Below are 14,426 nucleotides of genomic sequence, written 5' to 3'. Positions count from 1 at the left end.
ACTGATGAAAAGTGACCCCATGAAGAAGTATGTTTCAGTAATAATACCAGTATACAAGGATTGGGAGCGACTTTCGCTGTGCCTGCACGCACTGGCAGACCAGAGTTATGCTAAAGACCTGTATGAGGTACTAGTTGTCAATAACGATCCTGCAGGAATGATGCCTGCTGATTTTTTTGCTCCGGATAATGTACGGTTACTGCATGAAAGAAAGCTTGGCTCTTACGCCGCAAGGAATACTGCCATAAAAGCTGCAAAAGGAGAAATAATCGGTTTCACGGATTCTGATTGTATACCAGACCAGCACTGGATAAGGAATGCGGTCGATGTTTTCTCCAACAACAACGCCTGCACCAGAATTGGCGGGGCGATCAACATCTTTTTCCAAACAGATAACCCAACCAAAGCAGAGCTATACGATAAAATCTACGCCTTTAACCAGAAGAGCTATGTAACTAACTCAGGAACCTGCGTTACCGCCAACTCCTTTACCTATAAGTATGTGTTCGAGGAGGTTGGTCTTTTCAATGATCAGCTACTTTCCGGCGGAGACTTTACCTGGGGAGTAGTTGCCTATCAGAAGGGCTTTGAAATTGAATACGCTGAGAATGTCATTGTTAATCATCCTGCCAGGCTAAGCCTGTCTGAACTGATAAAAAAGGAGAAGCGGGTGGCTACCGGCCAGGCCGGTTTTACGCAAAAAAATAACTCGTTGATAGAGTTCATCAATCTGTTAAATGAAGTAAGGCCACGCTTAAAAGAGTTCAGGATAGTTTTTTCCCAGCAGTTCTTAAGCCCTTACAACAAAGTGGTTATTCTGCTCATCAGGCATTACTTGCTCGGGTTACGAGCCATTGAAAAGTTCAAGGCGCAAATGTTCAGTCCAAACCAGGTGGTATCATGAAGTTCTCTGTTATAATTCCTACTTACAAGCGGCTTGACTTACTAAAAGCAGCTGTTGACTCTGTGCACAAACAAACGTACCAGCATTTTGAGATCATCATCGTTAACGACAACCCGGATGATAAAGAAGCGATTGACAGTTGCTTCTCCGGAGTCCTGAAAACCAAAGTCATCCATCATAGCGAAGCAAGAGGTGGAAATGCAGCCAGGAACTCCGGCATACTTAGCGCTACAGGTGATTTAATTGCCTTTCTGGATGATGACGACCACTGGTTACCAGCGAAGTTACAGACACATCTGAAAGTACATCAAAAGCACCCAGATGCCGGTCTGGTCTTCTCAGATTGCTTATATGTATACAATAATCCCTTTAAGAAGAATCACAGCACTTCATACCATACTATTGGCAACGTGCTGGAAAGTATGGCACAGGCAAAATTCTGTCCGGCCACGTCAAGTATGGTAACCATCAATAGGCAGTGCCTCGAAAAATGCGGCCTTTTTGATGTTGGTTTGATCAGCTTTCAGGACTGGGATTACTGGTTTAGGATAGCCCATCATTTCAGTTTTGTTTACATCCCTGTTGTGCTGGTGCATTTTAACCAGCACCTGATTGACAGAACATCCCAGAATGAACACAAGCGGCAAGCCGGTATCCGACAGATATGTAAAAAGTGGGGAAGTGAAATAGATACAGAAAAGTTTACGAGGCTTTACACACGGAACATGTATTACAAAAACTCATTTAACGCTTTAATGGCCGGACAGGGATTGTTTGCCATCCGAAAAGGCTTGAAACTCTTCAGCAGAGAGGTAATAAGTGTTAAATCAGTCAGCAGCTTTTTTGGGATTGTTTCAATGTTCCTGATCCAGAAGCTAAAGAGCCCATTTTCGGCTATGAGTTGATCTACACATTTGCTGTCAGCAGAAAATCACTCTCCACCTACCTGTAAAATACATTGATCAGTTCCTGGAGAGCATAATAAAAGCCACAGCAAGATGTCCTCATCATAGTAGTTTTCCAGATCCGGATGATCTTCTATTTTAAAGTATAACCCGTATTTGCTCATGTACAGCTTTAGAGATAGAAACCGAAGTATCATATACGAGTCTGGCGAAACTGGACACAGGCAGGAATATATCACCCACATCATGAGATTCATCAACTCAAAACCGGAGTTGCATGGCATTTATACTTTCGTGCTCAATGAAAATCTGAAATGCAGGCTGGCATGTCTGAATGAGTCTGATGCCTATGATATAAAGTACATCCAGGTAAAGAAGAAGTATAGAAACTCCATAGAAAGAGGTATTTCGGAATGGAAAGAAGTAACCAAAGTAATTGAAGCAGAAGCCAACTATACAGAGATCATTTTCCTGGACATAGATCCCTTTCTGCACCTAGTTGCCACTAGGCAGTTCAAGCGCTTTAACCTGGCTGTAAAAGGAATTTTATTTGCACCTTACTATCACTTCAAAGAGGCAAACAGCGGCCCCTGGTTCTACATAAGGCACATCATCAGAAGCTACTTCTTCCAGAAATATTCCACCATCCTGAATCCAAGGATCAAAAAACTCTTCATCCTGAACGATGAAAAATGTATAGAGAACATGAATAGCACCATAAAAAACATATTCAGTTTTCTCCCGGACCCAATCAATGACGAAGTAAAAGTGGTAGATTCTGTAAATGAAGAAGCCATCAAAACCAAGTATAACATAAGGCCCGGTTGCAAAAACCTGCTGTTGTTTGGCTCCATCGACTACAGAAAGAACCTGATCAATATCATCAATTCTTTGCTCCTGATGCCGTTGTCTGTCCGCAAGAACATAAACCTGATCATTGCTGGTAAATTTCATCCAGACATAAAAGAGAAGTACCTGCAGCACATACAAAAGCATAAGAACAATGTAAGCCTGTGCTACTATGACGAATTTATCAGCGATGAGGAACGTGAAGTACTTTTTAAGCACAGCGATGTTGTACTGATGCCTTATACAAACTTCTTCGGTTCGAGCGGCATACTAGGTCACACCATCAAACACAACAAACGTGTGGTTGCTTCTAATACAGGACTTGTATCCAGGTTAGTCATTGAGAACCAGCTGGGATTAACCGTAGACCCCTACAATAAACATGACATCAGAGATGCTATACTTCAGATCCTGAAGACAGAAAAATCTTACCAGTACAACGGGGCAAAGATCCTGAAAAAGTATAACCCTATTTACTTCAGCCAGACATTGTTGTTGGAATAAAAGATTTCTCAAGTATGACCTTAGACCTGAAATATTATAAGGAGACGCTGCACTTCTCAATCAACTTCTACTCCCTTTTCCTGATAGCAACATTTATTCCTGATCTCTTTTATGTTGATAACTCATTAATTAAGAATTTCTTCTGGGGACTAAAGATATTGCTGGCTTGCTGGGTAATCTACAGACGGGCGTTTGAGCACACGAGTCTGAGGTCAGAAGAAGTGCTGTTCTTCATCCTGGCATTTGTCTATATAGCAAACTTATACATAGATATTTACCTAGACCCGCTATACTTTATCACAACCGCCGACGGCAATTTAGATTTTGCAGGATTTTGTTTAGGTATTCTAATCGCCTACTCCTTTCGATACGACCCTGCTTTTCATTCAAGCAAATCCTTCTTCTTCTTTTGGATAACCCTAACCGCAGGCTTGGTTCTGGCTTACTTCTTTGCAATTGAAAACCTAAGCATTGATGCCAATAACGTCCGATACGACGCCAATTCAACTATTAATACTATTTTGTATGGGCAGGCTGGCTGCGCGCTGGCTCTGGTGTCTGTATTTGGCATGGTTGATAAAAAAAACAAGGTCCTTAAGGTCCTGTTTCTCCTAACCTTCTTCTTCGGGCTGGTTTCTATTGCTAAAGCCGGCTCAAGATCTCCTGTAGTAGTACTGTTTGTTATCGGCGTTTTCTATTTCCTGGCAAGGTTAGGAGCAGTTAAGGGTCTTATCTATTTCGGGTTAATCATCACGCTCCTGCTACTCAATCTGGAAAACATTGCGGCCCTTCTTGAAAGCATGGGTAGTTCGCTAGGAACACGAATTGTTAACATTCTGGTAGAAGGTGACACAAGTGGAAGAGAGATTTTATACAACGAAACCATAGACCTGATAAAAGAGTCGCCGCTGGTTGGGGTATATTATGTCATACCTTCCGGAATGGGCTTTAAAAGTTACCCGCACAATTTCTTCCTGGAGGTACTGCTGGCAACCGGTCTGTTAGGTGCCATACCATTTATCATACTTGTTTGTAAAAGCCTGATTAAATCCTTCAACCTGCTGAAGGATAAACACGAATCGAGTTGGATGGTAATCATTTACTTACAAATTATAGTGTACGGTATGTTCTCCACCAGCCTCTACTCATCGCAAGACTTCTGGACTATGCTGTTCTTTATTGTTTCCCTTAAATATGTAGCAGTTAAAGGGCCCACTCCTCTTGTTAAGCATAATTTAAGAAGTATAGAAAGGTCGCTTGTGCTAAATAAAAAGAGCTATGCAAAATACTGAACTTGCCCCTGTTATTCTGTTTACTTACAAGCGTCTGGACACCTTGCAGCAAACAGTTAATGCACTCAGAAAAAATTACCTGGCGGAAGACAGCCGGTTATTTATTTACTCGGATGCAGCCAAGCATGAAACTGATGCACCGCTCATAGCTTCTGTAAGAGATTATTTAAAGACAATCGATGGCTTCAACCAAGTAACCATCATAGAAGCTCCCAGAAACAAAGGCCTCGCCAACTCTATCATTTCAGGCGTTTCCGAAGTTATTGAGAAGTATGACAGAGCCATTGTGCTGGAAGATGACCTAATTTCAACGCCCAATTTCCTATGTTTTATGAACAAGGCATTGCGCCACTACAGCAATTCGCCTTCTGTATTTTCTATATCCGGCTACTCTTTTGACCTGGCAAACTCGTTTCCTGGAAATTCGGACGCTTACTTCCTGAACAGGGGCTGGTCATGGGGGTGGGCTACATGGATAGACAGGTGGCGTAAGGTAGACTGGCAGGTAAGTGATTACGCAGCGTTTCTAAAAGATAAAGCATCGCGGAAAGCATTTTCGAAAGGCGGCTCCGACCTTAACCGGATGCTCCGCCAACAAATGGAGGGGAAGCTGGATTCCTGGGCTATCCGCTGGTTCTACCACCAGTTCCGGACAGGCGGCCTGACGCTTTATCCGGTAACCTCCAAAATCGACAACAAGGGTTTTGATGCTTATGCCACCCATACTGTTGGGTCCAACAAACGCTATAAGCCCCTTATTGACTGCAGCCAAAAAACAGAATTCTCCTTTCCGGATACAATCAAAACACACCCCATCTACTACAAAGAATTTATCAGAAGAATGGGAGTTAGTGCGCGTTTGAAATCGAAACTAGAAGGTATACTTTTAAAACTATTCTAAAACTATGAATATTATCCAGCTACTAAAACAGGTTCGCTTCTTTTACCTTGTTAATGTTAAATGGAGGAAGTATAAAATTGGGAAGAATATCTACGCTGGCGAAAGGGTTTATTTATGGGCAAAAGATGTTCTGGAGATCGGGAATAACTTCTTTATTGGAAGAGATTCGCAGATACAGGCAAACTGCATCATTGGCGATAATGTAATGTTTGGAAACAAAGTGGCAGTCGTAGGCAAATATGATCACCACTTCCAGAAAGTAGGCTTTCCTATACGCCTTGCTCCAAGAATAATGGACAAACACTATAACTGGAAAGGACTAGACCAAACCACCATTATCGAAGACGACGTCTGGGTCGGGTACGGCTCTATCGTTATGAGTGGTGTAAGAATCAGAAAAGGATGCATAATAGCTGCCGGATCTGTTGTAACAAAAGATACGGAACCCTATGCTATATATGCTGGTAACCCAGCCCGTAAAATCAAGCCCCGTTTCGACTCTGAAGTTGAATTAGAGGAACATATTAGACTGGAGAAAGTCTATTTAGAAATCTACAAAGACTATAAGGGGGTAGAAAGTATACAGGCTTAGCTTTAAATACTTGAAAAAATAAATTCACTCTTTTATAGATTAAGCTGATTCAGCCGCGAACCCAACAAAATTAGTTAAATAACCCTTCCTTCTGCTCGAATAGCAATCACAGCTATTAAATATTTGTACTTATACAAGTACAATAGAATTATTTATACTACAGCAGGCATCATAGCAAAGATCTAGGTTATATAATCTGCTAAAAATTACAGAAGGTAATGAATACAGATGTGAAATCATTAGTGTATTGGGTCACTGCAAGTGTAAGTTGATAACAACAGGGTGTACTTGTTTAGCCTCCATTGAATAAAGTTTATACAGTAGTTATCATTTGATTCTATGAAGCAGAGTAGTTTTAAATGTACAGATGTTCTTGGTTATAAGGTGTTCTCTTCCTCTTTGGACATTATTGATGAAAATACACAGAACCTGCTCATCAATACCTTCAGCCCTAACTCCTACGGCATAGCGCTTAAAGATAAAGAATTTGAGAAAGCACTCAAAAACACTGATATGTTGGTGCTGGACGGTGTGGGCATCGCTCTAGGTTCGATTCTGCTTAATGGTAAGGATATCAAGAAAATTGCGGGCCAGGATTGCTTTGACTTCCTGATAGATAAAGCGAACAAGCATCACTGGAATGTTTTCTTTCTGGGATCAACAGAAGCAACACTGGCCAAAATAACCAGCAGAGTGAACCAGGAATACCCGAATGTGAAAGTGGGCACTTTCTCCCCTCCTTTTCGCCAGGAATTCACCGATGAGGATAACGACATGATGGTGAATGCAATCAATGCTTTTCATCCGGATATACTTTTTGTCGGAATGACGGCCCCGAAGCAGGAAAAGTGGGCCTACCAGCATAAAAATAAGGTAAACGCCAGAATAATTAGCACAATCGGGAACGTGTTTGACTGGTACGCCGGCAACAGCAAAAGGCCAGCTAAAATATGGATCAAGCTACGGCTTGAATGGCTGGTAAGAATCTTCCTGCGCCCGGAAATTTTCAGAAGAAACACTAAAAATCAACTCTTATACTTAAGAGACCTGATGGTACATCTAATAGGTATAAAAAAGATAAGTTAATATGATAAAAGTTGGATTGATCGGAGCTGGTAAAATGGGAATATCTCATTTGTCTCTTTTAGGTGCTCACCCTGATGTTGAAGTTGCAGGAGTTAGCGATACTTCGAAAATGGTGCTGGATGCGCTGAAGAAGTATACTTCTTTTCCATGCTACACAGACTATGAGGAAATGCTCAGGAAAGCAAAACCGGATGCTGTTTTTGTAGCCGTACCCACCAGGTTTCATGCAGACATGGTTCAAAATGCTATGGAAAGAGACGCCCATATTTTCGCAGAAAAGCCTCTTTGTTTAACAGTGCTTGACGGCCAGAAACTGGTGGAGATAGCTACCAGAAAAAACCTGGTAAATCAGGTGGGCTACCACAATAAGTTTATCGGGACCTTCCGGGAAGTTAAAAGGCTAGTTGAGAATGGCTACTTGGGCGATATTTTCCATTTTGTTGGTGAGGCTTACGGCCCTGTAGTTGTGCGGCAGAAACAGAACAACTGGCGCTCTAACCCGGCAGAAGGCGGCGGCTGCCTGCTTGATTATGCTTCGCATGTGATCGACCTAATCAACTACGTGGTAGGTCCGATCACTAAGATTAAGGGGTCCATTTTAAAATCATTTTACTCTAAAAATGTAGAGGATTCTGTGTTCTCCCTGCTGGAGGTTTCTTCCGAGGTATCTGGCGTATTGTCAGTTAATTGGAGTGACGAGACCTACAGAAAAATGTCTACTACTTTGACCATCATTGGCAGTAAGGGCAAGATCGTATGCGATGCCAACGAGCTTAAAGTACATTTCAAAACAACGGACTGTCCGCAGGGCTACTCAAAAGGCTGGAATGTAAAATACATCACAGATTTTACCGACAATGTAGATTTTTACCTAAGAGGCGAAGAGTATTCAGCCCAGGTAGATTATTTCATCAAAGCGATCCAGAAGAAAGTACCTAACAACATCAATACTTTTCAGAGTGCCTGGCACACCGACAAAGTTATCTCAATGATTAAACAAAGTATAAATAACTGATCATGGAAAGAATCTTATTTGGCGACAATCAGTTTTTCGCTGTAAATCATATATCGGATGAGAAGTCCAGGGCACAGGCAATTAAATTTCAGAACGATGTCGAAATCATAAAAACCCTTGATTATTCTATCGATGCGGGAGTGCATACTTTTATGTGTACTACACATGACCGCATCGCAACTATCTGCGATTACATCAGAAGTCATCCTGCTAAATACGAGGACTACAAGATATACCCTTGTATGCCTTATGCTCATAAGTATGCCAACGCAGTAACGGAGCTTGGCATTGTTGGCACCATCAAAGAGTATGTACCCAACAATTTTATGGGCTCACTCTTTAAGGGTGGTGTGGCCATTATGTCAAAAGATTACTTGTCGATCATGGAGCTGATGATCGATGCCGAAATGAAAATGTTCAGGAACATCAAAACACCTGTTATTTTCCTTCAGAATGTAATAACTGACCTGTTATTAGGCCTGGGAATGACCGAAGTACTGGTCGCATTCCATAAGTACATTCGAAAAAAGTATGATACAGAGGCCGGTTTTATTACCATGAACATGCCAAAGCTGCTGGACCTGCTGGAAAAAGCAGGCGTTGAGAACCCTATCATCTGTACATCTATTAACAAAGCCGGCTTTAGAATGTCTGGTGGCAAAGAGTTGTATGAAACAGTGCTTAAAACCAGAAAGGTCCGAGTGATAGCCATGCAGGTTTTAGCAGGTGGCGCCATCCCTCCGAAAGATGCAATCAAATACATCTGCAGCCTGCCTAACATAGAATCCATACTTTTCGGTGCTTCCTCAAGAGGCAATATCAATGAAACGGTTTCGCTTATACATGAATTTGACAAGCAGTACCAATACGATATACTTTCTAATTTTTAGCATTTAGTATAGGATATAAACTATCAGCAATAAATTCTACTTCGATAAAATATTGGAAACTTTACTTACTGGTAAATCTGGTTAAGAACGCACTTCAAAAGGTATAAAAGCATAAAGAAATCATCTACACAGTAGTCTCTATTAATTAGTTCAGCTAATAACAAGAAGTTATCTTATCAATGCGGTTTGCCTTAGGCGCTGAACTTTTCTATGTCATGAAGCTGACATAAAAACTAGAAGGTGATACCAATATTATTGCATGATTTATCATCCGTATATAGAAAACTAGCAAATCTATTTGAGCGAAACCTTGCTGCTCAGAGAAGTGGTTGCTTTAAAGGCAAGGCTTCCACTATTACTCTTTTCTTGAATACAAGCGGCTGAATTTTCAGTAACAGCTTCCTGATACACGAGCAGTATCATTTTTCTTAATATTATATCTCTATAATATGTTTAATAATAGCTTCAAGCATTGTTGTTCTTATTTCTTTATAATAACAATAATCCTTTGTAGCACTTCCTGTAACCAATCAACAATAAACAGCAAGGAGAAAGTAGAGCCTATACATGTAAGGGTAATTTGGACAGAGAACCCTTCTAATCATGCAATAATCTCCTGGACTACGCTTCATGCCAACGGAGGTCCTCACTATGTTTATTATGATACCATAAGCCATCGTGGTAATCTGAAAGCATACACCTATAAGAGAAAAGCCAAGGTAAATGGGCAAATTACAATGGTTGAAGAAGACAGGGAAAAAGGAGTACCCCCTGGTTACTACCACCATTCAGAAATAAGTAATCTCAAGGCTGCGACAGCATATTATTTTGTAGTAGAGAGCAGTGGAGTAATATCAGAAGAATATTATTTTATAACTGCGCCTGATGATGACAGGCCCGTTAGTATAATTTGGGGAAGTGACTCACGAGCAGGCGGAGAAAGAGAATTTTCTCCTACATTTTCTAAGTTATTACCGGACATCATAGAAAACACTGCCCTTCATGAAATTAAAGGCCATGAGGCTAGACAGCGTATGAATGAGGTTATTACTCAAATTTTTGAAGATAACAAAAATGTAATTGCCTTTACACATGGAGCTGACTATGGCTTGACTGCGCAATGGCGGCATCTGTATTGGTGGCTTGAAGATCAGCAGGCAATTGTTGCGGGAGACAATCGACTCCTACCATTAATTATCTCCAGAGGCAACCATGACACAGAAATTGGTTTTAAGGAAAATTTCTGGTTAGGTAACAGTATTGAAGGCCGTACCCTTGATACATTTTATTATACATCAAACTTATCAGCACACGCATCGTTGATTACACTTAATACAGAAATCAGTGTTACCGGTGAGCAAAGAGTTTGGTTAAATAAAACTTTATCTCTAATCAGAGGTAAAAAAAGATGGGTAGTTGTTCATTATCACAGGCCAGCATATCCTGCAGTGAAAGCATTTAAAGGCCAAACATTTACCAGAGTGCGAAACGCTTTCGTTCCTTTGTTTGAAAAACATAATGTTGATCTTGTTGCTGAGTCAGATGGTCATGTGCTTAAACGGACTTTACCCATACGTAACGGCAAACATGATAAATCTGGCATCGTCTACATTGGTGAAGGCGGTTTGGGGGTGCCTCAAAGACCTGTTACTGATTCGACGCGATGGTATGTACAGTCACCAGGGTATGCAATAAGCTCTCATCATGTACATGTAATAAACTTTAATAAAGACAACTTACATGTACAGGCTATCGGTATAGATGGTGAAGTAATTGATAATTTTATCAGGCAACCACGTGCAAAGGTTTCAACTCCTCCAACTTCACCAAAGCATGTCAGATAAGACCTGTATAAAATACAGTTTAATACATGATTGCTCTATTGCTGTGACCAAAGTCTTACAGCTTACAGTTATGGTACAGTGTATAGGTATCTTCCTGCATAGTAGCTCAATAGGGTTCTTCACTGACTTCCTTTTTGTCAATCACTCATTCACCTACCAACAAGCTACTGCAGTTGAGAATATGTTTGCATGGGTAGTACTAGCGCTGGGTATAGCCATATTTATTCATCCTGTAAAACTGCTTCTAGTTCTTATTTCAGTTTTAACCTTCTTGTCAGCTTACATACAAATTGAGCAAGGAGGCTTCCCCTTTAGCTCTTGGGCAATACCGGCAACCGCTTCACGTTACGCTGCACCTCTAGCATTGATTTTCGCGCTTAATTGCAATAAAATACACCTATCTTATTGGGTAGCCACTTTAGGTTTATGCCTTACTTTTGCTACACATGGAATTAAGGCCTTATTGTTCCATCCGAATTTTATTGATTATATTATAACTTCAGGTTCTAACTTAACAGGTTTGGAAATCTGTCAATCTGCAGCAGAAATATTGCTTGCGGGTATAGGGCTATTAGATATTATCTGTGCACTTGCAATACTAGTTTACCCGTACAAAAGAATTTTTTATTGGATGATCTTTTGGGGATTTATTACTGCCTTTGCCAGAATTACTGAATTGGGTATTGATATGTATGGAGAATTTTTGATACGCATAGCACATTTCACTCTACCTCTTGTACTGCTGCTATACTTTGAAAAAGAGCAGAAACACAACTCTATATACGCCCCCATAGCCCAATAGGCTCTTACTTACTAAATTACCTAAACAGTCAAACTAATATATCGACCTGCCTCTGCTATCTTATCCTATTCTTTTACAAATGTCTTACCTAGTATCCTGTTTCTCCACACAAGCCTTGCTATGTAAGTACCTCCAAGTAATTGCGAGACATCCACAGAAGCTTTGATTGCATTTGCCTGTACCTGAAGAGGAACTCGTTTAATTAGTTGACCTTTTACTGACACTATCAATAAACTTGCTCTATTGGCTTTACTGCTTTCCGGAAGATTATAACTGATATGTAATACTTCAGTGGTAGGGTTGGGGAACAAATTAAAACTATCTGATTTTGTAACTGATTCTTCAGATAAGCTAATAGGAGACACTGTAGCAGCCTTTTGTTCTAGATTACCAGATTGTTGAATCAAAACTACTGATGAAAATGGAGCAAGCTCTATTACTTTCGAATGTTTATTATTTTTAACATCTATATAATCACCATTCAAGGTTAATTTCATTGGCTTACTTCTATTATTATACGCAAACAGGATATAATCATCAGGATTGATAAGATCTGCATTAGCCTCAAAGAGCTGAATGTTATCAAGATAGTATGTGTGAGTGTTATCAACAGTAAAAACCAAAGTTCCGGGACTTTGGCTTACTGAAGGCGTTAAAAGTACTTCGTAATCCCTGCGCGTTTTAGAAATATTCTTATATATGATTGGAGTAATAGCACTAAAAGGGGTTCCGCCATACCTTAAGTATGCCCCTATTGACGTAGATCTTTCAGCTATAGCAGTATATCTTAGAATATATTTTTTATTTGAATCTAGCTCACCAATGTTCATTGTTATAGAAGAGGTCTTACTTGTCGGCATAACTTCCAGGTATCCCCCATCTAACAATCCGTCATTTTTCCACTTCAACGTACTTTTATTCCCCCATACTTTCACATCATTTTCAGTAAAAGAGCCAGCCCTAAATTTGTTTGAACTCACAATTTTATTTAGGGAATACGCAGGAATCTGTATAGGAGACTTTTGGGAATGTGCGTCTTTCCCATATCTCTGCTTCCAGTCTTCTAAAGCTAAGTGTTCATTAATTTTTTCCCCTAAATTCCTGTACACACTGTAAAGTACTATTTCATCGTCTAAAGGCCTTACATAATAGTTATAATCAAACCTACCCATACTGCTGATATCATCAAGTCTGGTTTCTATATGAGATGCCAGCTGAGTAGGTAACCTTGAGAAGAAGATATTTTTCTCTACTAATAAATTTCTTATTGGTTCGCCAAGATCATCATGCTTAGCAGCAAATTGAACCTCATTGTTAAAGAAGGTATTATAACTGGCTGATATCATTCTCGCATTATGAAGAAACATACCTCTGTTACAGTTAGCAACAGTATTTTCTTTGATTTCAGCTTTATGAGAGTCATCGTCCATATAAATTCCCTCCGCTTTAGAAACGTCTGCATCTGTTCCCTGATATGCTCCGATTCCATTCAAAATTATATTGCCAATAATTTTAGCTCCTTTAAGCTCTTTATTAGAATTATTACTAGTGTATATTCCTCCTCCATCATCTTTTACTGAACAGAAATTACTGATAAAATTGTTTTTAACAATTATCTCATCTAGTTTTATAGCAATACCATTATAGCCACTGTTTAGCACCTTATTTAATTCAATAAGAGCACCCTCCCCATAACATAATATGCCAATCCCGCTTAATATTGAGTTTCTTCCCATACCTGGAAAAAGTCCAGTATTATCCACTGTATTTGCACATATAACAGGATTAAGGTTACCCCTAGATAAATTAATGCCTGCACCATTAACATCTGAAATCATACTATTTTCTATTCTGAAGTTAGTATGATTAGTAACTCTAACTCCGTCTCCTCCTGAAAACTTAATTGTGCAGTTACTTATAGTTAAATTGCCTCCATTTTTGATTCTAAGTAAGTCTTTGTTTCCTCCAGTAAAACTAATGTTACTTAAAGTTATATGGCTGATGTTAGATAAATAAACCAAGTTGTCTAAAGTTGCTACCTCTATATTATTTTCTGAAGGTGAACTAACCCCTAAGTGGACATACAACTTTTTCATTATTGGATCATAGTACCACTCACCGAACCGATCCAAAGTCTTTATATGATTTTGAATAAAATAACCAAAACCCACTTTCGCGTTATACTGGGAAGAGGAGGCATAATAAATTGTTGTACCTTTATGAGATATAATCTTATGCCTATCAATTGCCCAACGTTTTTTTCTTATAACCACTTCTGCACCTTTCCAATTAGGTAAGATTGGAAGGGCATGATCTATAATAGAGGTATTACTTTCGAAATCATCGATTGTGAGGTACCCTTTGTCGCCTGTATTACTGTTAGGAAAACGTCCCATCTCTTGGGCAGTGCTATTTATAAGCACTGTGCTAACTTCCGGCCCTAAGGCAGCATGGTTACTTTCCCAAACACCATTTCCCAAGGGCACCCATTTCGAAAGCTTGATCATCGAGGTGATTACAGGTTTATTACCTGTTCCGTATGATGTAAAAACTATGGGACGGCCTGAGGTACCAGATTTGCTCACTTTTATTGTTCCATAAAAAGTATCACCGCATTTAAAAAAGACTGAATCGCCTGGCTGAAGAGAGTCAAAAACAGAGTTAAGTTTATTTATTGTCTTCCATGGGGTTGCTGGGTTTTGTGCTTGTGTTAAAGTTCTGGAATCATTACCAAGAGTAGTTGAAATGTAGTAGCTGTTAGCCCTTGCAGAACCGCAAAACAAGGAACATACCAATATTATGAAGAACAATCTTATCATATTCTTTCACTTAAGCTACCTTT

At 39.8% G+C, this 14,426-nt stretch carries 12 protein-coding genes; 11 read left to right on the top strand and 1 reads right to left on the bottom strand.

Annotated elements, in window-relative coordinates; translation table 11 throughout:
- Positions 1–4: 4 nt before the first annotated feature.
- The 11 genes from MJ611_RS09485 to MJ611_RS09435 all read left to right on the top strand — a co-directional run bounded on the left by MJ611_RS09485 (position 5) and on the right by MJ611_RS09435 (position 11,584).
- The gene (locus MJ611_RS09485; protein WP_250429494.1) at positions 5–904 is read left to right on the top strand and encodes a glycosyltransferase; all 900 of its coding nucleotides are present in this window, start codon (positions 5–7) and stop codon (positions 902–904) included.
- On the top strand, positions 901–1,809 hold the full coding sequence (locus MJ611_RS09480) for a glycosyltransferase family 2 protein (RefSeq protein WP_250429493.1): 909 nt from the start codon (positions 901–903) through the stop codon (positions 1,807–1,809). The genes MJ611_RS09485 and MJ611_RS09480 overlap by 4 nt, the downstream gene beginning before the upstream one ends.
- 246 nt (positions 1,810–2,055) lie before the next feature.
- Positions 2,056–3,162, top strand: a complete 1,107-nt coding sequence (locus MJ611_RS09475) for a glycosyltransferase (RefSeq protein ID WP_250429492.1) — start codon at positions 2,056–2,058, stop codon at positions 3,160–3,162.
- A gap of 14 nt (positions 3,163–3,176) precedes the next feature.
- Positions 3,177–4,454 carry an O-antigen ligase family protein gene (locus MJ611_RS09470; protein WP_250429490.1) on the top strand — a complete coding sequence of 426 codons (1,278 nt, stop codon included), beginning with the start codon at positions 3,177–3,179 and terminating at the stop codon, positions 4,452–4,454.
- Complete coding sequence (locus tag MJ611_RS09465; RefSeq protein ID WP_250429488.1) at positions 4,441–5,355, top strand: glycosyltransferase; 915 nt, start codon at positions 4,441–4,443, stop codon at positions 5,353–5,355. The genes MJ611_RS09470 and MJ611_RS09465 overlap by 14 nt, the downstream gene beginning before the upstream one ends.
- 4 nt (positions 5,356–5,359) lie before the next feature.
- Positions 5,360–5,947 (top strand): acyltransferase, encoded by a 588-nt coding sequence (locus MJ611_RS09460; RefSeq protein WP_250429487.1) that lies wholly within the window; start codon positions 5,360–5,362, stop codon positions 5,945–5,947.
- Between the two features lie 399 nt (positions 5,948–6,346).
- Positions 6,347–7,033 carry a WecB/TagA/CpsF family glycosyltransferase gene (locus MJ611_RS09455; protein ID WP_250429486.1) on the top strand — a complete coding sequence of 229 codons (687 nt, stop codon included), beginning with the start codon at positions 6,347–6,349 and terminating at the stop codon, positions 7,031–7,033.
- Position 7,034: 1 nt separating this feature from the next.
- Positions 7,035–8,048, top strand: coding sequence for a Gfo/Idh/MocA family protein (locus MJ611_RS09450; protein WP_250429485.1), 1,014 nt, complete (start codon positions 7,035–7,037; stop codon positions 8,046–8,048).
- A 2-nt stretch (positions 8,049–8,050) separates the two neighbouring features.
- Positions 8,051–8,938: an aldo-keto reductase family protein gene (locus tag MJ611_RS09445; protein WP_250429484.1), complete on the top strand. Its 888-nt coding sequence runs from the start codon at positions 8,051–8,053 to the stop codon at positions 8,936–8,938.
- 449 nt (positions 8,939–9,387) lie between these two features.
- Positions 9,388–10,782 carry a purple acid phosphatase family protein gene (locus MJ611_RS09440; RefSeq protein ID WP_250429482.1) on the top strand — a complete coding sequence of 465 codons (1,395 nt, stop codon included), beginning with the start codon at positions 9,388–9,390 and terminating at the stop codon, positions 10,780–10,782.
- On the top strand, positions 10,772–11,584 hold the full coding sequence (locus MJ611_RS09435; protein ID WP_250429480.1) for a hypothetical protein: 813 nt from the start codon (positions 10,772–10,774) through the stop codon (positions 11,582–11,584). The genes MJ611_RS09440 and MJ611_RS09435 overlap by 11 nt, the downstream gene beginning before the upstream one ends.
- A 65-nt stretch (positions 11,585–11,649) precedes the next feature.
- Here the strand turns inward: MJ611_RS09435 and MJ611_RS09430 are convergent, their stop codons facing one another.
- Positions 11,650–14,403 carry a right-handed parallel beta-helix repeat-containing protein gene (locus MJ611_RS09430; RefSeq protein ID WP_250429479.1) on the bottom strand — a complete coding sequence of 918 codons (2,754 nt, stop codon included), beginning with the start codon at positions 14,401–14,403 and terminating at the stop codon, positions 11,650–11,652.
- Positions 14,404–14,426: the final 23 nt, after the last annotated feature.

The organism is Pontibacter ruber (genome assembly GCF_023630205.1).
In the GTDB taxonomy this organism is placed as follows: Bacteria; Bacteroidota; Bacteroidia; order Cytophagales; family Hymenobacteraceae; genus Pontibacter; species Pontibacter ruber.
The sequence above is the reverse complement of the archived record's forward strand: the minus strand, read 5'-3'. Positions and strand labels throughout refer to the sequence as shown.